The organism is Rhizobacter sp. (assembly GCF_035702065.1).
GTDB lineage: Bacteria > Pseudomonadota > Gammaproteobacteria > Burkholderiales > Burkholderiaceae_C > Rhizobacter.
Map to the genome: position 1 here is coordinate 1 of NZ_DASSRA010000284.1, position 21350 is coordinate 21350.

Annotated in this window: 14 protein-coding genes; 5 read left to right on the plus strand and 9 right to left on the minus strand. The window is 67.4% G+C overall.

Annotated elements, in window-relative coordinates; all coding sequences use genetic code 11:
- The 6 genes from VFL64_RS12930 to VFL64_RS12955 form a co-directional block, all read right to left on the minus strand.
- On the minus strand, positions 1–877 hold an 877-nt coding region (locus VFL64_RS12930), incomplete at its 3' end, for an amino acid ABC transporter substrate-binding protein (RefSeq protein WP_489540788.1).
- A 35-nt stretch (positions 878–912) separates the two neighbouring features.
- Complete coding sequence (gene potE / locus VFL64_RS12935) at positions 913–2241, minus strand: putrescine-ornithine antiporter (protein ID WP_489540789.1); 1329 nt, start codon at positions 2239–2241, stop codon at positions 913–915.
- Positions 2242–2310: 69 nt separating this feature from the next.
- Entirely contained in the window at positions 2311–4677 is a 2367-nt protein-coding gene (gene speC, locus VFL64_RS12940; protein WP_489540790.1) for an ornithine decarboxylase, read from the minus strand.
- Positions 4678–4700: 23 nt separating this feature from the next.
- The gene (locus VFL64_RS12945) at positions 4701–6962 is read right to left on the minus strand and encodes an Orn/Lys/Arg family decarboxylase (protein WP_489540791.1); all 2262 of its coding nucleotides are present in this window, start codon (positions 6960–6962) and stop codon (positions 4701–4703) included.
- Positions 6963–7547: 585 nt separating this feature from the next.
- Entirely contained in the window at positions 7548–8504 is a 957-nt protein-coding gene (gene dusA, locus VFL64_RS12950; RefSeq protein ID WP_489540799.1) for a tRNA dihydrouridine(20/20a) synthase DusA, read from the minus strand.
- A 148-nt stretch (positions 8505–8652) separates the two neighbouring features.
- Complete coding sequence (locus VFL64_RS12955; RefSeq protein ID WP_489540792.1) at positions 8653–8886, minus strand: hypothetical protein; 234 nt, start codon at positions 8884–8886, stop codon at positions 8653–8655.
- A 192-nt stretch (positions 8887–9078) separates the two neighbouring features.
- Between VFL64_RS12955 and VFL64_RS12960 the strand changes: the two genes are divergently transcribed.
- The 5 genes from VFL64_RS12960 (at position 9079) to VFL64_RS12980 (ending at position 18272) form a co-directional block, all read left to right on the plus strand.
- On the plus strand, positions 9079–10155 hold the full coding sequence (locus tag VFL64_RS12960) for a mechanosensitive ion channel family protein (protein WP_489540793.1): 1077 nt from the start codon (positions 9079–9081) through the stop codon (positions 10153–10155).
- A gap of 94 nt (positions 10156–10249) precedes the next feature.
- Entirely contained in the window at positions 10250–13207 is a 2958-nt protein-coding gene (locus VFL64_RS12965) for a hypothetical protein (protein ID WP_489540794.1), read from the plus strand.
- Positions 13208–13220: 13 nt separating this feature from the next.
- Positions 13221–15521, plus strand: coding sequence for a hypothetical protein (locus VFL64_RS12970; protein ID WP_489540795.1), 2301 nt, complete (start codon positions 13221–13223; stop codon positions 15519–15521).
- Between the two features lie 2 nt (positions 15522–15523).
- Positions 15524–16699, plus strand: a complete 1176-nt coding sequence (locus VFL64_RS12975) for a histidine phosphatase family protein (RefSeq protein WP_489540796.1) — start codon at positions 15524–15526, stop codon at positions 16697–16699.
- A gap of 112 nt (positions 16700–16811) precedes the next feature.
- Complete coding sequence (locus VFL64_RS12980; protein ID WP_489540797.1) at positions 16812–18272, plus strand: sensor histidine kinase; 1461 nt, start codon at positions 16812–16814, stop codon at positions 18270–18272.
- On the opposite strand, the gene VFL64_RS12985 is transcribed toward VFL64_RS12980, so the two are convergent.
- The 3 genes from VFL64_RS12985 to VFL64_RS12995 all read right to left on the minus strand — a co-directional run.
- Positions 18256–19623, minus strand: a complete 1368-nt coding sequence (locus VFL64_RS12985; protein WP_489540800.1) for a class II fumarate hydratase — start codon at positions 19621–19623, stop codon at positions 18256–18258. The genes VFL64_RS12980 and VFL64_RS12985 overlap by 17 nt on opposite strands.
- Before the next feature lie 90 nt (positions 19624–19713).
- Complete coding sequence (locus VFL64_RS12990; protein WP_489540801.1) at positions 19714–20427, minus strand: alpha/beta fold hydrolase; 714 nt, start codon at positions 20425–20427, stop codon at positions 19714–19716.
- Positions 20428–20540: 113 nt separating this feature from the next.
- On the minus strand, positions 20541–21350 hold an 810-nt coding region (locus tag VFL64_RS12995; RefSeq protein ID WP_489540798.1), incomplete at its 5' end, for a 3-hydroxyisobutyryl-CoA hydrolase.

Genomic DNA, 21350 nt, shown 5'->3' on the forward strand with positions numbered 1-21350 from the left:
TGGGCGGGCGGAAGTACTTGCCGTACAGAGCGCCGATCTCCGGCGAACGGTACAGGCGGCTCAGCGTGCGATCCACCAGCAGGCGGAAGTCGTCGTCGTCACGGCGGACCGCCAGCGACACAAAGGCGCGGCGTTCCTCCATCACTTGGGGGCCCGCCTTTCCTGCCTTCGCTGAGGCCGCCAACAGCGCGGCGTGGTCTCCGACCAGGGCGTCGATCCGGCCGTCCACCAGCGCCTGCATGCCGCCGGCGACACCGTCGACCTGGACCACCTCGGCCACGATGCGGCGCTCTTTCAGCCGGTCTTCCAGCGCCTTCTCGAGCGCAGCGCCGCCCGCCACACCAATGGTGCTGCGCTGGGGGGCCTGATCGGTGGAGCCGCGCCATGTCGCGCGGCTCCCAGGGTCGGCACCCGACAAGGCCTGCCGCAGACGCGCCGGCGCGTCTGCGCGCACGGCAATGCCCACGCCACTGACCATGACGGGGATGGAGAAGTCGACCTGAGTCCGGCGCGCAAGGGTAGGCACGGCGCCACACAGCAGGTCCACCTTGCCCTGCTGCACGGCCGTGAATGCGGCGTCGCGCGACAAGGCCACGTAGCTCACGTCGAGGGCACCGAGCTTGAGCTCTGCCTTGACCGCATCGGCGATGCGGTTGCACAGCTCGATGGCGTAGCCGCTCGGCTTGCCCGATGCGTCGGCCGTGGCAAAGGGCCCAGCGTCGGTGAGATAGCCCATGGCCAGTTGGCCGCTTTCCTTGGCCTTGTCGAGGCTGCTCACGGCGTGTGCCGGCGCGATGGTGCCGAACGCGAGGCACGAGAACAGCGCCGCACTGAGCGACAGCCGACGACCCAGTCTCGCAGGTGTGTATCGCTGCATGGTCTTTCCTTTCGCGTATTCAGTGTTGTGTCGCGTCATGAACGGTTCGCTCCCGCAGCCGCCACGAAGCGGGGGGCCACGAACCCGTAGATGAGGTAGCCCAGCGCCATGACCAGCATGCCGCCCATCACCGCGTCCTTGCCCGATGCCCACAGCGCGTAGATCGAGTAGACGATCGCCACCACCGCGACGAAAGTGTTGCGGCGCCACACGCCGGTGTCGACCTTGGCGTCGCGCATCATCACGAACAGGGCCGACAAGGCAATGATGTACGGCAGCACGTTGGTGACCACGGCCAGGTTCACCAGCGCCGAGAACTGCTCGTTCAGGTCAGGCGAGATCGTCATCAGTGCCATCGCCGTCTGCACGACGCCCATGATGACCATGCCGATGATGGGCGCACCAGTGCCAGTGACCTTGCCGAAGATGGCCGGGAACATCTTGGTGTCGGCGGCGTCCTTGGCGACCTGCGCCAACGTGAACTGCCAGCCCAGCAGCGAACCGACGCAGGCCATGACCGCCAGCGCCATGACGATCTGCCCGACCAGCGGGTTGAACATCCTGGTATAGGCCAGGCCGAATGGGCCAGTGGACTCAGCCAACTCGGCGTTGGGCACGATGCCCTGGATGACTGCCGTCGACAGGATGTAGATCACGGCCGCACCGAGCGTGCCGAACATGCACGCGAGTGGCACGTCGCGCTTGGGGTTCTCCACCGCCGAGGCGTTCTGCGAGGCCGATTCCATGCCCAGGAAGGCCCACAGCGTGAGCGAGATGCTCGATCCCATGCCCTCGGCCAGGCCCAGGCCCTTGGGGTTCCAGGCGGCCGAGAAAGTGGAGCCGCTGAACCAGAACCAGCCGGCGACGGCCAGGAAGCCCACCGGAAGGATCACCCCCCACACGGTGATCGCCCCGAGCTTGCCGGTCAGGCTGGGCCCGCCGAAGTTGGCCACCGAGGTGATCCACAACAGCGCGATGACGCCCATGCAGGTGATCACCGGCGTGCTGGTCAGCACCGGGAAGAACGCTGCGAGATAGCCAAGTGCCGAACTCGCTATCGCCACGTTGGCGATGGCAAGCGACAGGAAGTACAGGAAGAACACCTGGAAGTAGCCGTCCTTGCCGTAGGCGTCTTCCGAGTAGGCGGCCAGGCCGCCGGTACGCTGGTTGAAGAGCCCCGCTTGCGCGAAGCCGTAGGCGATGGCCAGCGACCCGAGCGCCGTGACGATCCACGACAGCAGCGAGATGGCGCCGACCTTGGCCATGTTGGAGGGAAGCATGATGATGCCGGAGCCCATCATGTTGACCGTGACGATGAACGTCAGCTGCGTGACGCTCATCTTCTTGGGTTGTTCAGCAGACACGTTGTTCTCCTTGCTTGACTGCACTAGGGGCCATGGAGTTGCCTCCTCCTTCAACGATGGACTGAGGGTTCAGCCCTCCCGAACGACGTAGGTGTGGAAGCGGATGCGTCCGTCCACCCTTTCCTGGTACACGCCCTGAACCTCGTAGTTGAAGCCCGGGAAGCGGTTGAACGATTCCTCGAACGCGAGGAAGTAGTCGAGCATGGGCTTGGCACGCTCGTCCCAGCGCTCACCCGGCACCACGACGCCGATGCCCGGCGGGTAGATCAGCGCGAGCGTGGCCGAGATGCGGCCCTGGGCCTCTTCGAGCGAGAGGTAATCGACCTCGTTGGCCACCAGCTTCTCGTAGGCCTCTTCAGGCGTCATGGCCAGCTCGGGGAAGCTCGATGCGCGGAAGCACAGGCCTTGCAGGTCTTTCACGCGGCGCTCGCGGTAGAAAGCATGCATCTCGTTGCACACCTGGCGCAGCGTGTAGCCCTCGTAGCGCTCGGACTGCGCCGCGTAAAGCGTGGGCAGCACCTCGGCCAACGGGGCGTCCCGGTCCCACAGGGTCTTGAACTTCACCAGCTTGGCGATCAGCGTGTTGAGCTTGCCTTCGTCCTCGGCCGGGGTCATGAGGAAGAGGATGCTGTTGAGGTCGCACTTCTCGGGCACCACCCGCTCTTCGCGCAGGAAGTTGGCCACCACGGTGGCCGGCACGCCGAAGTCGAGGTATTCGCCGGTCTTGCGGTTGATGCCGGGCGTGAGCAGCATCAGCTTGTTCGGGTCGACCATGGCGTAGCCGTCGCTGTAGCCTTTGTAGCCGTGCCAGGTGCTGGCCGGCCCGAAGCTCCAGCATTGCTGCTCGCGCTTGATCACGTCGGTGGGCAGGCTCTCCCACGCCACGCCCTTGGCGTCCTTCGTGAAGCTGGAGTTGCGGATGTCGACCACGTCGGGCACGAAGGGGTCGAAGAACCACTGGTCGGCGGCGCTCGCACCGGTCTTCTCGTAGTGGTGCACGAACTCGCGCAGCTTCTTGCGTGCCTCGATGCCGAGCGCAATGCAGCGGTCCCACAGCATCTCGCCGGCCTTGCCCTCGTGGATCTTGGCGTTGACGTCGAGCGAGGCGAACAGCGGGTAGAACGGCGAGGTCGACGCAGCCATCATGAACGACTCGTTGAAGCGCTTGTGCTCGATGTAGCGCTTCTGACCCTTCAGGTGGTCGTCCTTCTTGTGGATCTGCGAGGCCTGCGAGAAGCCCGCGCCCTGCTTGTGCACCGACTGCGTGGAGAACAGGCCCGGCATCTCGGGCTTCAGGTCCGTGAGCCGCATCGGGCTGTGGCCTTCGAACAGCGGGTGGAAAGCGTTGTAGCCGATCCAGGCTTCGTCCCAGAGCACGTAGTCGCAGAGGCGGCCGATCTTCTCCAGCACCTTGCGCACGTTGTAGACCGTGCCGTCGTACGTGGCCAGCTGGATGCAGGCCAGGCGGAAGGGCCGCTCGGCCTTGGCGCGGGCCGTGTCCTTCACCAGCGGATGCTTGCGGATCTGCTCGCGCAGGTACTCCTCGTCCCAGGCTTCCCAGTCGACCGCGCCGATCATGCCGAAGGCATTGCGCGCCGTGGGCAGGAAGATTGGGATCGCGCCAGCCTGCACCAAGGCACCTTGGTGCAGCGACTTGTGGTTGTTGCGGTCGAAGAGCACCAGGTCACCGCGCTTCAGCACGGCGTTGGCCACCACCTTGTTGGAGGTGCTGGTGCCGTTGAGCACGAAGTAGGTCTGGTCGGCACCGAACACCTTGGCCGCATGGTGCTCGGCACGCTCGGCCGCGCCTTCGTGGATGAGCAGGTCGCCCAGGTCCACGTCGGCATTGCACAGGTCGTTGCGGAAGATGCTCTCGCCGAAGTGCTTGAAGAAGAGCTGACCCGCCGGCGACTTGCGGTAGAACTGCCCGCCCTGGTGGCCAGGGCAGTCGAAGGCGATGTTGCCGCCGGCGCCGTACGACATCAGCCCGCCGAAGAACGGCGGCAGCAGCGAGGTGCCGTAGTCCACCAGGCTGGTCATCACCTGTTTGGCGTAGAACTCCGGCGTCTGCTGGCCGATGTAGATGTAGCCGGTGACCTCGCCGGTGATGTCGAACACACCGATGTCGGTGATGCGGTGCGAATCGGCCAGCGCCCACAGCGGGGTACGAAACCCGATCTCGCGCACGGCCTTGCCCAGGCGGCGCGCCGGCTCCAGGCGCTCGCCATCCACCAGCGCGATGTACGCGCCGACGGCGGCGTCCTCGGACACGTCGCGGTCGTAGTTGGGGCTGATCTCGATCTCGCAGCGCTCCGCCGTCAGGCAGTCGAGCAGGCACTGGATCTGGGCGTCGGTGCGGTCAGTGATCACCACCACCTTCAGCAGGCGATGGAACGGTATGGGCAGGCGGGCACCCTTCCCCGGATAAGGAGTCATGGCGAAAAACTCCTACGGGCTCATCATTCCTTAACGCAATCGACCATCCACTGCTTGTGCCCGTTCTTGTCGACCTGGAAGCGCAGGCCGTGGATGTCGGCCTCGAAGCCGGGGAAGCGGTCGTCGGTGTCGCGCGCGAACTTCAGGTACTCGATGATCGAATCGGTGCTGAAGCGCTCGCCCGGCATGATGAGCGGAATGCCCGGCGGGTACGGCACGAGCATCACGGCCGTGATGCGCGACTTGAGCTTCTCGATGGGTACAGGCTCCACGGCGCCGTGCACCAGCCGGTCGTACGCGTCGGACGGCTTCATGGCAGGCTCGGGCAGTTCGGTGTACATCGCGTTCATCGAGTGCGCGGTGTTGTTGTCGCGGTAGCAGCCGTGAAGCGCGTCGCACAGGTCGCGCAGGCCCCAGCCGGCGTAGGCCTTGCCGCTCGACGCGGCGATGCTGGGCAGGGCCTTCTCCAGTGGCACGTTGTCGTCGTAGTCGGACTTGAAGTCAGCCAGCGCGTCGACCATCGTGCTCCACTTGCCACGGGTGATGCCCAGCGAGAAAAGGATCAGGAAGCTGTACAAGCCGGTCTTCTCGACCACCAGCCCGCGCTCCCAGAGGTACTTGGTGACCACCGCGGCCGGGATGCCGCTCTTGCCCAGCTTGGCGCCCTTGCCCAGGCCAGGCGTCAGCAGCGTGACCTTGATCGGGTCGAGCATGACGTAGTCGGAGGCCAGGCTGCCGAAGCCGTGCCAGTCAGCCTTGGGGTCGAGCACCCAGTCGGAGGTCTTGAGCGGCTTGCTCAGGTCCAGCCCGTCGGGCTGCCACACCTTGAACCACCAGTCGCCCTTCTTGAACCCCTTGCCTACCGAGGCCATCGCCTGACGGAAGCCAGTGGCTTCGTCGTGTGTCTCCTGCACGATCGAGCGGCCTGACACGCCTTCCATCATGGCCGAACTCACATCGAGCGAGGCGATGATTCCGTAGTGCGGCGACGTCGAGCTGTGCATCATGAATGCGTCATTGAAACGCGTGGTGTCGATCTTTCGCTTGTCGGATTCCTGCACGTGGATCATCGATGCCTGCGAGAACGAGGCCAGCAGCTTGTGCGTGGAATGCGTGGCAAACACCAGCGTGTGGTCGGCCCGTGCGTAACCACGCGGCACGCCCATCGCGTGACGGCCTGCATAGAACTCGTGGAAAGCCGCGTAGGCGTACCAGGCCTCATCGAAGTGCAGCGCGTCAACCTGGTTGGCGACCGCTGTCTTGATCTTCTCGGCGTTGTAGCAAAGGCCGTCGTAGGTCGAGTTGGTGACCACCGCGATGCGAACGTCGCGCTTGTTGCCTCGCGCAATCGGACTGGCGGCGATCTTCTTCTTGATGGACGCGGGGGAGAACTGGTCGAGCCCGATCGGGCCGATGATTCCGTAGTCGTTGCGCGAGGGCGTGAAGTAGATCGGCGTGGCGCCGGTCATGATGAGGGAGTGCAGCAGCGACTTGTGGCAGTTGCGGTCGACGATGACGAGGTCGTCGCGCCCGGCCATCGAGTGCCAGACGATCTTGTTTGCCGTCGAGGTGCCGTTGGTGACGAAGTAGGTGTGGTCTGCCCCGAACACCTTGGCCGCATAGGCCTCGGCCGCCTTCACGGGGCCGGTGTGGTCGAGCAGCGAACCGAGTTCCGGCACTGAAACAGAGAGGTCGGAGCGCAGCGTGTTCTCGCCAAAGAACGAATGCAACGCATGCCCGACGGGCGACTTGAGAAAACCCACGCCGCCTGCATGGCCTGGCGTGTGCCACGAGTAGGCAGAGCGCTCGGCGTGGTGGACCAGCGCCTTGAAGAACGGCGGCAGCAGGTTCTCCACGTAGTCGGTCGCCAGCCGCATGATCTGGCGCGCGAGGAACTCTGCAGTGTCTTCGTAGAGGTACAGGATCGCACTCAGGTTGCGCAGCGCCTCGGCGGCGTTCGGCAAGTCGGCGCGCAGCTTGGCACTCTCCGCGAGCGCAATGATCGGCAGCCCCGGTGCCCGCGCATGCACGGCCTTGAGCTGGCTGATGGTCTGCTTGAGGGCGGCGGGGTTGCTGCGCGCGTCTTCGGCGCTGAACACGATGGCGGCCAGCCCACGGTGGGCGCCCGCCACGATGCCAGCGTCTTCGCGCGTGTCGACGAGGATGGTCTTCCACCCCTGTCGCTCGATGTCGTGCTGGATCTGCCTCAGGCGCGTGCCGGCCACCGAATGTGCCGCCACGTCCGGGTGGGCGATGAGGATTGGAAAGCTTCGCTGCAACTCCATCGACGACTCCTGTCTTTCTTGTCTGCCTGATGTGCTGGTGTGCGGCCGCAAGAAGACCCTGCCCAAAAGCTGTGCGTGGCGGCTCGCCGCCGTTGCATCGCCCTGGGTCGTGCGCCCAGCTCAGATGCAGCGGAGCCGCATCATGATCCGTTGGAGAGACGAAAACAAGATCGTTGGTTGAGGTGCACGGAACACCGCGCCGATCAACTTGCTCTCCGCTCTGCCGTGTGGTCAGTATGAGAGATCGTTGCCAGTCGCGCCCCCCTTCTCAGAGGAGGGGTTGCGCGCGTCCCCATACCTCGACTCATCGAGCAGTGGCGCAGGGGCTGGCACATGGGTTGTGCGGCGCAGCAAAGAAGCTCACCGCGTGGCAGCGCATGCCGCCCAACAAATAGGGTGCTGGCAATGTCCAGCTACGGGCTACGCGGACTGAGGCAAGCCCACCCAGAAGGCAAGCCGGCGGGCGTCACCGGCGGCCACCGGCGTGCTGCCGGACCTCTGACGGATCATTGCCGGCGAGGCGGGCACCCTCATCTCGACGCAGGAGAAGGGCATCACCTACGCCTGAGCTCGCAGTCAGGCCAGTCAGGCCAGCGCGGCCTCGTGCGGCACAAACGCCTGCGCCCTCTGCCACACCGCCCGCGGCGGTTCGGTCTTGAACTCGTGGCTGCTCCACACCTGCCGCCAGCGCCGCGCGCCCGGCATGCCGTTCCACAGACCCATGGCGTGGCGCATGGCCAGGTGCCAGCTGGTACCCGAATCGTGCATGCGCTCCAGGTAGCGCAGCCACTCGGCCTCCACCGCGTCGCGTGACCCGGCCACGCGTGACTGTCCGAAGAAGCGCTCGTCCCACGCGGCCATGGCCCAGGGCTCGTGGTACGCATGGCGGCCCAGCATCACGCCGTCCACGTGCTGCAGGTGTTCGGCGATCTCCTCGTCGGTCTTCACGCCGCCATTGAGCACGATGGTGAGCGCGGGGAAGTCGCGCTTGAGCCGGTACACGAACTCGTAGCGCAGCGGCGGGATCTCGCGGTTCTCTTTCGGGCTCAGGCCCTTGAGCCAGGCATTGCGGGCATGCACCACGAACACCTGGCAGCCCGCCTCGGCCACGGTGCCGACGAAGTCGCGCACGAAGTCGTAGCTCTCGTCTCTGTCGATGCCGATGCGGTGCTTGACCGTCACCGGCAGGTCGTCTCGCACCACATCGCGCATGGCCTTCACGCAGTCGGCCACCAGCGGCGCCTCGTTCATGAGGCAGGCACCGAAGGCGCCACGCTGCACACGCTCGCTCGGGCAGCCGCAGTTCAGGTTGATTTCATCGTAGCCCCAGCGCTCGGCCAATTGGGCACAGGCTGCCAGGTCGGCCGGCTCACTGCCGCCGAGCTGCAGCGCCACGGGGTGCTCCTCACCATGGAAGTCGAGGTGACGGGGCTGATCGCCATGCAGCAAGGCGCCGGTGGTCACCATCTCGGTGTACAGGCGGGTGTGGCGCGTGAGCAGGCGGTGGAAGTAGCGGCAGTGGCGGTCGGTCCAGTCCATCATCGGGGCGACGGACAAGCGCCATGGAGAGGAAGCGGCCGCGTTGTGTTCGGGGCTTTGCACGGTATCGATCAACAACCAGGGTGGGGCAACAAGCTGCCTATTGTCCCAGTTGGCGCCGGCGGCGGCCGGCGGCGGGTCAAGCGACCGGTCAAGCGGCCGATCGGGCTTCGGGGGCGTTCTCGGCGGGGGTGTTGGCCGCGGCGGGCGGCCCGGCGTTCCAGTCCCGCGGCATCACGCGGAAGAACTTGGCCACGGCCTCGGCGGGGGTGTTGTCGGGCCAGGCACGGTAGAGGTCGTCGGCCAGATCGCGTGCGTGCTCCACGCTGAGCAGCGGCGCGCGTTGACGCACCAGTCGCTCTGCTTCGGACATCCAATCGTTCATGAGCCGCACCCCTCGATCGATTCGCAAGGCGGCATTGTTGGCAGGGCGCGCGTGACTTGACTATCACCCTGACGTACGACCCCCCAACGGGTGACGGCACAGCGTGACCAATTCACGATGTCTGCTCGGGAGCGAGGTTTGCCTGTGGCGAACCAGACCCACCGACGGCACCCCGAACGGGTGCGCACCACGATGTACCCTGCTGCTCTCGGCCCCTGGTGGCACATCGCCCTGCTGGCGATGGCGATCCTTCTTACGGCACAAGTTGCACACCGGGTTTCCCGCCCGATCGTGATGCGGCTGGTGAGCCATTCGCTCCTGCTCACCGCGGTGGCGCGGCGCTGCGATCACCCTTTGCAATGGCTGCTGCCCCTGGCGGCCTGGCAGATCGCGTTGCAGGGCATGCCGCAGGACCTGGCCGGCCTGCACAGCGTGGAGCACGTGAGCGGGGTGATGACCATCGCTGCCGTGACCTGGCTGGCCACCGCCGCCATCCGCGGCGTGCGCGATGGGGTGATCGCGTTGCACCCTGCCAACGTCGCCGACAACCTCGCGGCACGGCGCATCCAGACGCAGACCCGCATGCTGGCCCGAATGGCCGTGGGGGCCTGCCTGTTCACCGGCCTCGCCTTCATCCTGATGACCTTCCCGCAAGCCCGGCAACTCGGCGTGAGCCTGCTCGCGTCCGCCGGTGTCGCCGGCCTGGTGGTGGGCATTGCAGCGCGCTCGGTCTTCAGCAACCTGCTGGCCGGCCTGCAGATCGCGCTCGCGCAGCCAATCCGCATCGACGACGTGGTGATCGTCGAAGGTGAATGGGGCCGCGTGGAAGAGATCGCCGCCACCTACGTGGTCCTCAGGATCTGGGACGAGCGTCGCCTCGTCGTGCCGCTGGCCTGGTTCATCGAGCACCCGTTCCAGAACTGGACGCGGCGCAGCGCCGACATCCTCGGCACCGTGTTCCTGTGGGTGGACTACACGCTGCCGGTGGAGCCGATCCGCCAGGAGACCCGGCGCATCTGCGAAGCCTCGCCGCACTGGGACAAGCGCGTGTGCGGGGTGCAGGTGACCGATGCGAACGAGCGCGCAATGCAGTTGCGCATCCTCGTGAGCTCGGCCGCCTCGGGGCCCAACTTCGACCTGCGCTGCGAGTTGCGAGAGGGCCTCATCCACTTCATCCAGCGCGAGTTTCCTCATGCGTTGCCGCGTGCGCGCGCGGAGCTTGACGCCCTTCCCTCACGCATCACCGACCCCGCATTCACGGGCCCCTAGAACGACAAGGCTTCTCCCCATCTCTAGGGAGCGCAAAGCCACCCCCTGCGTCCTAACCTGAACTGTCATCAATGGCAATGCAGGAGACAGCGCAGTGAAAACCATCTTCAAACCCGATCTCAAGGCCCATCTCACGCTCGACGACGGGAACAAGGTCCGGCACATCCGCCACAGCCAGGAGTACTGGGCGAGCGAAGACAACGTGCCGCGCTTGTCGGCGCAGGCCTACCTGAACGAATGGGCCGACACGCTCAAGATCCCCCAGGCGCAGCTCGCCAACCTGAGCAAGAAGGTCTCGTTCCTCGAACCGCGCGAGCAAGGCGTGGAGTACCACCTGAGCGAAGAGAAGCACGTCTTCGACGGCACCACCGTCGGCTACTGCCAGACCTACCTCAACACCCCGGTGTGGCGCAAAGGCCTGTCGGTCAAGATCAAGCAGAACCCGAACCGTGTGGTGGGTTCCACCAACAACAGCGAAGACGACCTGCAGGGCAAGCTGCCCGACCAGAAGCTGATCGACCGCTACGCCGCCATCTTCCGCATGACGGCCGCCCGCCAGCTGCTGGCCAAGGCGGGCTTCGCCGCTCTCGGCGAGCAGGGTGAAGACGAGGCGGCCGACGTGGTGCTCAAGCTCATCGGCGCGGCCGCACCCGCCAAGAGCCGGGGCGCCAAGGCGGCAGCGCGGGCCGATGGCACCGAGCTGCTGAGCGGCAAGTTCTTCATCTACAAGTACGACCCGAGCAAGCGCTTCGCGGGCAAGCCCAGGCCGGCTTCCGACAAGAAGGGCACCGTGGGTGAAGAGCGCGAGATGCCGCTGCTCGACCTGCCCGCCGTCAACGACAAGATCCGGGCCGGCCGGGCCTACCTGGTGGGCGAGCTGATCTTCAAGTTCGGCAACCTCGTGTGGCTGATCCTGGTCGAGGTGGAGACCGGCTCCATCCTCTACATCGAGTGCATGACCTGCGGCGTCAACGGCCTGGTATTCAAGCGCGACCCGATCAACTCCAGCGGCGACCTCACCGTCACGGCCAACCAGCCGAACTCGGTGCTCGACGACCACGACTTCGACGAGCTGCTGCCCGACCTCGACCCGCCCTCCGGCGGCAACCAGAGCCTGACCGGTGTGTACGTGACGATCGCCGAGCGCGACGCGCCGGTCATCGCTGCACCCACCGTGGCCGCCGGTTCCGACTTCGACTTCAACCCGCGCACCAACGACTTCGGCGCCGTCAACGCCTACTACCACCAGACGCAGCTCTTCCGCACCATCGCCGACCTCGGCTTCGTGGTGACGGACTACTTCGACGGCACCACCTTCCCCATCCCCGTCGACCACCGCGCGAGCATCAGCGACCCCAACGGCGAGGAGATCAACGCCTTCTGGTCGCCCAACGGCACGGGCGGTACCGGCTTCCTGGGCTTCTGCCTGTGCGACACCTCCGACACCACCAACCCGCTGGGCCGCGCCGTCGACCCCTACGTGCACTGGCACGAGATGGGCGGCCACGGCGTGCTGGGTGACCACGTGGGCAGCGGCAACCTCGGCTTCTCGCACAGCCACGGTGACGGCCTGGCCGCGATCCAGAACGACCCCGAGTCGGGCCTGCGCGCCCTGCCCGAGCGCTTCCGCTACGCGCCCTTCCGCCCCTTCACCACCGAGCGCCGCTTCGACCGCCCGGTGAACGGTTGGGCCTGGAACGGCGGCGCCAACGACGACGGCCAGTACGGCAGCGAGCAGATCCTCGCCACCTGCCACTTCCGCATGTACCGCTCGATCGGCGGCGACTCCGACAACCTCGGCCGCCGGCAGTTCGCCCAGCGCATGGCGACCTACCTGATCCTGCGCACCACCGCCAACCTCACCGCGGCCACCAACCCCAACGACCCGGAGATCTGGTGCCAGGAGATGCAGGACACCGACCAGGAGAACTGGACCAGCGAAGGCATCTTCGGCGGCGCCTACAACAAGGTGATCCGCTGGGCCTTCGAGAAGCAGGGCAGCTTCCAGCCGCCCGGCGCACCCGCGGTCGTCACCACCGAGGGCGCACCGCCCGCCGTCGACGTCTACATCGACGACGGCCGCGCCGGCGAGTACCAATACATCCACGTGCACTGGCACAACCAGTCGATGTGGAACCGCAACGCGCCCGATGGCCTGCCCGGCCATCAGAACGCGATCGACGGCCAGACCAACTACATGTACTGCAAGGTCAAGAACCGCGGCACCAGCGCCGCCAACAACGTGACGGTGCGGGCCTACCACACGCTGCCCGGCGCCGGCCTCACCTGGCCGACCGACTTCACCGAGATGGGCCCGGCCGGCGGGCTGAACATCGCCAGCGTGGCGGCCAACAACGGCGGCGAAGAGACGGTCGGCCCCTTCGAGTGGGAGCCCAACATCAACGCCTACGGCCACGACTGCGTGCTGATGATCGCCTCGGTGGCCGGCGACCCGAGCAACGTCGACAACTTCACCGCCGGCGAGACGGTGCAGGAGTGGCGGCTCGTGCCCAACGACAACAACGTGGGCCAGCGCAACGTGAGCGTGGTGCCGGGCGGCGGCGGCCCCGAGTCGCTGCACGCCTCGCTCGACGGCGCCTTCTTCATGGCCGGCAACAACCTCAACAAGAAGGCCAAGATGAAGCTCGTGGTGCACATGCCCGCCGTGCTGGCCAGCAAGGGCTGGAAGCTCAAGTTCGACGGCATTCCCACCAACACCTTCACGCTCGCCGCGGGGGCCAAGTGCCAGGTGCACCTGAGCCTGCAGGCCGGCAGCGCCTTCACCCAGGCCGACATCATGGGCGCCGGCGACCGCATGATCCGCGTCGACCTGCTGGGCAACGACAACCTGCTCGGCGGCATGAGCTACTACGTCGACCCGAGCCTGAAGCAGCCCTCCGGCGGCAGGCCGACCGGCAAGGACTGCGATGGCGCGGCCCAGAAGCTGCTCGACTGCCTGAAGGTGGGCGGCGGCAAGAAGGTGAAGAAGGTGTGCGTGAAGAAGGTGTCGGTCGACATCGAACTCGACAACGACTGCGGCTGCTGCGATTGAGGGCACGAGCGGCATGGCCACCAACTTCCACCTCGCACCGCCTGCCAAGACGGTCGATGGGCTCCTCGCGGTGCCCATCGACATCTCGACCATCGCCGCGGCGTTCACCTTCGACGCCGCGGCGCAAACGGCCGAGGCCGACGCGACCATCACCTACGAGGTCGGCCCGACCGCGGGCAACCCGATCTTCGACCTGCGGCAGACGCCTGCACAGGCCTGGCTCGATGGCGCGGTGTTCCCGGTGGCCCAGCTCGCCCACCACAGCTTCGGCAGCGGCAGCTTCACCGACCTGCGCGTGATCGAGAGCGTGCAGGCCGCCGGCAGCGTGCACGCCTTGCGCGTGCAGTACCCGCTGGCCCTGCCCGACTCGCAGTTGGGCGGCAGCTACCTGCCGGCGCTCGACTGGCTTGCCGGGCCGCGGCTGCGCTTCGTGTTCGGCCTGTCCGACCTCAACCGCGCGCGCTACGCCGAAGCGTGGCTGCCAGCCAACCTGATCTTCGACCAGTTCGCCATCAGCCTCACGATCAGCCTCGTCAACACGATGGTGGCGCACGAGCTCATCACCAACGGCACGGTGACGGTGCTCGGCACCAACCAATGGCAGATCGACTTCCCGGCGCGCTTCACCGCGCTCTCGCCCATGCTGGAGATCCGCGCGGCCGACACGCTCCTGCATCAAAGCGGCAGCACCGTGCTGCCGGTCTCAGGCAACAACGTGGCGATCGATGCCTGGGCGCCCAGCACCAGCAGCGTCAACCTCGGCACGCAGATCACCACCATCGCCACCCTGCTGGCCGACAACGAGAACGACTACGGCGGCTACGCCCACGGCAACCGCTTCACCGCCTTCTTCAACGGCTCGGGCGGCATGGAGTACGAAGGAGGCACCACCACCTCCACCGGCGCCCTGCCCCACGAGGCCTTCCACAGCTGGTACGCGCGCGGCATCAAGCCTGCCTCGCAGGCCGACGGCTGGTGGGACGAAGGCTGGACCACCTTCCACGACAGCGGCGCCGACGACCCGCTGGCCTTCGACTTCGGCGACCCGCCTGTGCTGCTGTGCTCGCGCGACCCCTGGCAGCGCAACACCGCCGGCAACGCCTACAGCGACGGCTCGCGCTTCTGGCAGGGCATGGCCTCGCTGCTCGGCGTGGGCCCGCTCAACAACCTGATGGGCCAGCTCTACCAGGCCTTCAAGGGCCAGCCGGTCTCCACCCAGCAGATCGAGGAGTTCCTGCTCTGCAAGAGCGGCAACCCCGGCGTGGTCGACGCCTTCCACCGCTTCGTCTACGGCCTCGGTGATGGCGCCAACGCACCCGACCTGTGGATGCGCGACGAGGTGGGCCACGGCGGCGCCGACTTCTGGAACGGCACGTTCTGGGACTCGCCCGACCTGTGGGTGCGCACGCAAGACGACGGCGGCAGCACTCACCAGTCGCCCGAGTACGGCCAGGACAACTGGTTCCATGCCCGCGTGCGCAACCGCTCCACCACCGGCACCGCGCAGCACTTCGTCGTGAGCTTCCACGCGCGCGGCTTCGCCGGCACACAGTTCTCGTTCCCCGACGACTTCCTGCCCTGCATGGCGGCGCGCGCCGAGTTCGACCTGGCACCGGGCGCCAGCCGAGTCGTCAAGGCGCGCTGGCCGCGCAGCCTGGTGCCAAGCGCCGGCACGCACACCTGCATGCTGGCCTCGGTGCTCACGCGCGGCGACCCGCCCGCCGGCGGCGCGCACGTGTGGGAGCACAACAACCTGGCGCAGAAGAACCTCACGGTCGTCAACCTGGTGCGGGGCGAGTTCTTCATCCTGCCGGCGGTGCTGGCCAACCGCATCCTCCAGCTGCGCGGCCCCTTCGACATCGAGATCTGGCGACCCGAGGGCTCTCAGGCGCTCGACCTCGGCCTCCTGCAGCACGACAAGGGCTTCTTCGGCGCAGCCGTGCAGAAGAAGCTCAAGCCTTTCAAGCCCGACACGGGCAAGCCGGCGCACCCACCGCACGAGATCGAGCTCGAATGCGGAGCTCATCTTGGAGTACCCGGTGCGGACAAGGGCGCGATGCTGGGCTCACGCACACCCGATCTGGTGGCCAGACGCTTCGGTGAAGCGTGGCAGCTGCCCCTGCCCGACGCACCCCGCACCCGTGTACCGGTGGAACTGCCGGCCTTCAGCCAACGCACGGTGGGCCTGCGCGTGCAGGTGCAGCGCGATGCCAAGCCAGGCACGATGCACAAGATTCACCTGGTGCAACGCCACCGCAAGAGCCAACGCATCGTGGGTGGCGTGGCGGTCGAGGTTCACGTGGCCAAGGAATGAGCATGAAGATCCCTCGCGCACTCACCATGGCGACTGTCGCCTTGCTGTTGCTGTGGCTGCACGGTTGCGCCAGCGGCCTGCACGGTGGCACCTTCGAGAGCGCCGGCGGGCCGACCATCGCCAACGTGTCGCTCAGCTTCGTCAAGGAAGACGGCAGCGCGAGCTTCGACACCACCAGCAACGCCAGCGGCCAGTACAGCATCGCGTTGTCGCCCGGGCGCTACTACCTGCTGGCCCAGCACACCAGCCACGAGGACTACAACAGCGCCCCGGGCTTCGGCGTGGTCAACGCCAACACCATGGGCGTGGCCAACTTCTTCCTGCGGCCGCCACAGGTCACCACGGTGCTCATCGTGCGGCACGGCGAGAAGCAGGACCCCAACTCCAACGCCACCACCGAACCGCTCAGTGCCGCCGGCCAGGCGCGTGCCCAGGCCTTGCGCGAGACCCTGCTGCGCGCCGGCATCACGGCCGTCTACTCCACCGACACCACGCGCACCCGCGACACCGTGGCACCGCTGGCGGCGGCCTTCCGCCTGCCCACGCAGATCTACGCCACACCCGCCGCGCTGGCCGCCGAGGTGCTCGCCCAGCACGCGGGCGACGTGGTGCTGGTGGCCGCGCACAGCGACACCGCCGACGACGTGGCCAACGCCTTCGGCGCTGCGGTCTCTACGGCCAGCATTGCCGACTTCGACAACCTCTACGTGGTGAGCATCGCCGGCAACAGCATCAACGCCATGAACCTGCAGTACGCCGCCGACAGCACGCCCGACCTGACCAAGAACGACCGCCATGCGATGACGCTGCTGCTGGTCGGCACCAGCGCGCCGGGCAGCGAGGCGCAGGAGCTGTTGCACGCGGCACGCAAGGCCGGCGTGTCGGCCATCTTCACCAGCACCGCCGGCAACCCGCTGGTGGCCCCGCTCGCTGCCGCGCTGGGGCTTGCCACCACGAACTTCAATGCCGCCGACATGCCCGCCTTCGCCAGCCTGCTCACCGGCTCGCATTCGCAGAGCACGGTGGTCGTCGCGGCCTCCAACGACGAGCTGCGCGCACTGATCCGCCAGCTCGGTGCCGAGCCCTTCCCCATCATCTACAGCAGCGACCTCGACCACCTGGTCGTGCTGACCCGCTTTCCGTCCGGCGCGCAGCGCGTGGTGCCGCTGCGCTTCTAGACACCCCGCTCAGGGTCATCCATTGGTTACATAGCAGCGGCCAGCTGATCCAGAATCGTGCTTCACACGGGCTGCCGTCGGTGGCCTGCTCTCCTGGAGGCGCGAGCCGCCCATGCCCTTGCAAACCGCGGCACCCACCGCCACTCTGGCGGGAACCACCTGGCTGGAAGCCACAGACCCCTTCCAGGCCTTTGCCCTGGTGGCGGGCACGGTGATGCTGGTGATTGCCGCAGCCCAGTGGCTGGCCTCGTACGCCACCGATCGCCGCGCCCTGCGGCTGTTCTCCATCCGCTACGCCCTGGCGGCGCCCGGCTGGTACTTCGCGCACCCCTCCGCGCTCAGCACCACCAGCCAGGTGCCCTACGGCTCCGCCCTGGTGGCCATCGGCCTGCTGGCCCTGACCATCTGCGCGCTCGACGAATACATCGGCCATGCCAGCCCGCGGCGCCTGCTTGGGGTGGCCGTGGCCGCCGCCGTGAGCGCCCTGGTGGTGTGGCTGGTGCTGCAGCGCTGGCCCGACAAGCCCATGGTGGTCTACGTGGTGATGGCGCTGGCCATGAGCTGGTGCACCCGCCTGGCCTGGCGTGCCTCACGCAAGGAACGCAACGTCGGCCATGTCTACATCGCCATCGCGTTTGCGACCTACCCCGCCTTCCTGCTGGCCAGCCTGCTGCCGCCGGTGCGCGAGCTGGGCTTCGAGTTCGGCTACCTGGCCGCCCTGCCCGCCACGGTGGTGGGCATCACCATCCTTGTTGTGAGCCTGATCCGGGCGCGCCGCCGCATCGAAGACGAGCTGCAGCTGCGGCTCCAGGCCGAGGCCGCACTGCGTGAGCTCAACACCAGCCTGGAGCAGCGCGTGCAGGCGCGCACCGGCGAGTTGCAGGCCATGCTCGAAGGGCTGGAGGCGTTCACCCGCAACGTGTCGCATGACCTGCGCGGCCCGCTGGCGGGGCTGTCGGGCCTGGCGCACCTGTCGGTGGAGTCGCTGGATGAAGGCGACACCGACCAGGCGCGCACGCTGATGACGGCCATTGCCGCGCAGACCGAGCGCCTGCAGGCCATGGTGCAGGACCTGCTCACGCTGTCGCGCGTCGACAGCGTCGAGTTCGAGCGCAGCCCGCAGCCCTTGCGCGAGTTGGTCGACGCGGCCATCCAGCAGCTCGAACTCACCCCCGACAGCGCACAGGATCTGAAGAACGTGCGCTTGCAGATCGACCCGCTGCCCAGCGGCCTGGCCGACCCGGACCTGCTGCGCCAGGTGTTCGTCAACCTCATCGGCAACGCCGCCCGTTTCGCCTCGGCCCGCCCGGGGGGCCGCGGCACGGTGCACGTGGGCACCGCCTTGCGGGGCGACCAGAACGTCGTCTACGTGGCCGACGACGGGCCGGGTTTCGACCCGGCACGCGCGGCCGAGTTGTTCAAGCCCTTCAAGCGCCTGCATGACTCGCGGCTGTCGCACAACGGCATCGGGCTGTCGATCGTGCACCGCATCGTCGAGCGGCACGGCGGCAAGGTGTGGGCGGAAAGCCGGCCCGGCGCGGGCGCGACCTTCTGGTTCACCCTGGGCCTGTGAGTTTCTCGGGGTCCAGCAGCTCGGCCAGCTTCGCGCGGCCGAGGTCGGTCTGCTCGTCGGCCACATCGAGGATGGGCCGGCCTTCGCGGTAGGCCTGCTTGGCGATCTCGGCGGCCTTGGCATAGCCGATCAGCGGGTTGAGCGCCGTCACCAGGATGGGGTTGCGCGCCAGCGCCTCCTTGAGGCTCGCCTCGTTGACGGTGAAGCTGGCAATGGCCTTGTCGGCCAGCAGCCGGCTCACGTTGGCCAGCAGCTCGATGCTGCCGAGCAGGTTGTGCGCCACCACCGGCAGCATCACGTTGAGTTCGAAGTTGCCCGACTGGCCCGCGATGGTGATGGCCGCATCGTTGCCGATCACCTGTGCGGCCACCATCGCCGTGGCCTCCGGGATCACAGGGTTCACCTTGCCGGGCATGATCGACGAGCCGGGTTGCAAGGCTTCGAGCTCGATCTCGGCCAGGCCGGCGAGCGGGCCGGAGTTCATCCAGCGCAGGTCGTTGGCGATCTTCATCAACGACACCGCCACCGCCTTGAGCTGGCCCGACACGGCCACCGCCGTGTCCTGCGAGCCCATGGCCGCGAAGAAGTTGTCGGCCGGGCGGAACGGCAGGCCGCTGAGGTCGCTCAGTTCGGCCGCGAAGCTGGCCGCGAACTGCGGGTGCGCGTTGACCCCGGTGCCCACCGCCGTGCCGCCCTGCGCCAGGCCCTGCAGCGCTGGCATCAGCGCGCGCAGATGTCGGCTGCCGGCATCGACCTGGTGCACCCAGCCGTCGAGCACCTGACTCATGCGCACTGGCATCGCGTCCATCAGATGGGTGCGGCCGGTCTTCACGAAGCGGTGCACGCTGGCCGACTTGCGGCGCGTGACTTCCGCCAAGTGGTCGAGCGCCGGCAGCAGCTGTTGGTGCAGCTCCAGCGCGGCGCTCACGTGCAGCGCCGTGGGGATGGCGTCGTTGCTGCTCTGCCCGGCATTCACGTGATCGTTGGGGTGCACCGGCTCGCCCAGCGCCGCACTTGCCACGGTGGCGATCACCTCGTTGGCGTTCATGTTGGTGCTGGTGCCCGAGCCGGTCTGGAACACGTCGAGCGGGAAGTGCACCATGCGCTCGTCGTCGCTCATGGCGAGCAGGCGCTGGGCCGCATCGACGATCGCGTGGCCCTGCGCTTCGGGCACCTGCCGCAGGTGCAGATTGGCCTGGGCGGCGGCCTGCTTCACCAGCAGCAAGGCACGGATGAAGGCCGCCGGCATGCGCTGGCCGCTGACGGGAAAGTTGTCGACGGCGCGCTGGGTCTGCGCACCATAGAGCGCATCGGCAGGCACGGCCAGCGGGCCCATGCTGTCGTGCTCCATGCGGGTCTTGCTGGGGTTTGCGTTCACGGTAGTCGCCTCGTCGGGAGTCGCACCGTGCGCAGTATCAGCCCTTGCGCGTGGTGGCGCGCCCTACGTGGTCTTGAAGAACCACTTGCGCTTGCCTTCGAGGCTGAAGCGCTGCCACTCTCCGGGCTTCTGCGACAGCCGGTCGGCCAGCGCGTAAAGCGCGAGCGGGTTCATGCCGATGCCGAAGTGGCTGGCGTGCAGCTGGATGTTCTCGGTGTGCGGCGCCTCGTCGTTGAGGCTGCATTGCCACGCGACCACACCGTCTGTGCGCGAGTAGATCGAGGTGGTTGGCACGCTGGGCGCCTGGCGCACCTGGGCCATGAGCGCGTCGTCTTCGAGCTTTTGCCCGCTCACCATCTCGTACAGCCACCAGGCGTTGTTGGCGCGCGGATGGCCGCCGAAGGGCGTGCCGAGCGTGACCACACAGCGCGTCTGCTCGGCCCGCGCCTTGGCAACCTCGCGGGCGTAGATGCCGCCCAGGCTCCAGCCGACCAGGCTCACCGGCTGCCCGTGCTTCTTGTAGATCTCGTCGGCGCGCGCTTCGCAGCGTTCGAGCACGCCTTCGCGCGGGCCGAAGTTGAAGCCCTGCTCCCAGGCATAAGGCTCGTAGCCGCGTGCACGCAGGAAGTTGCGCAGCGGCAGCGTGGTGAAGTCGGGGGCACTCAGGCCGGGGAACACGAGCACCGGGTGCCCGTCGCCCGCAGGCAGCTTGTTGAACCAGGGAGTTGCGGCCACCGTGCTGGCCAGCTCCCAGGGAGCGCGGCCTTCCAGAAGCATCAGCAAGGCATTCGGGGCCTTGGGTTCACGGGGCATTGTCGACGGGCCTCTTGCACAAGGCCGAATGGGAAGAAGGCTGCATGGTACCCAGCCCATGTGACATGCGGCTGGAGCTACCGGTCTAGATTACCGAGCTGTCGCAAGGGATGTGCGTGTGCCGGCCAGGGGCTTGCGAAGAAGGCGGCGACCTCCTCAGCTCGCACGTCTTCCAGGCGAGCCGGGTTCCAGCGCGGCTGGTGGTCCTTGTCGACGGCGAGCGCGCGGATGCCCTCGACCGTCTCGCTGGCCGCACCCGGGCGCAGGTGGAAGCAGTGGCGCACCATGTCGCGCTCCATGCGCAGCTCGTCGGCCAAGGCCATGTCGCGGGCACGGCGCACCTGCTCCAGCGTGACGGCCACCATCAGCGGCGAGCGCTTGCGCAAGTCGGCCGCGGCCTGCTGGGCAAAAGGCGTGCTGTCGCCCGACAGGGCGTTGACGATCGCAAGCGCACCGGGCCGCGAGAAGTGGGTGTCGATGAGCGAGCGCTGCGCCGTGAGCGTGGCGGCCGGTGCCGCGTGCGCCCTCGCCTTCACCGCCGCCACGGCCTGGGCGGCGTTCTCGATCGGCTGGTCGGCCAGGGTCTCGACCAGCGTGGGCAGCTGCGCGCTGGGCAGGAACACGTCGGCCAGCCCGCAGGCGATGGCATCGCCCGCGCCCAGCACCTGGCCGGTCAGCGCCAGAAACTCGCCCAGGTGCCCCGGGCAGCGCGACAGGAACCAGCCGCCGCCCACGTCGGGGAACAGGCCGATGTTGGTCTCGGGCATGGCCAGCTTGCTGTGCTCGGTGACCACCCGCAGCGTCGCGCCCTGGGCCAGGCCCATGCCACCACCCATGGTGACGCCGTCCATCAGTGCAATGGTGGGCTTGGGATAGTTGTGGATCAG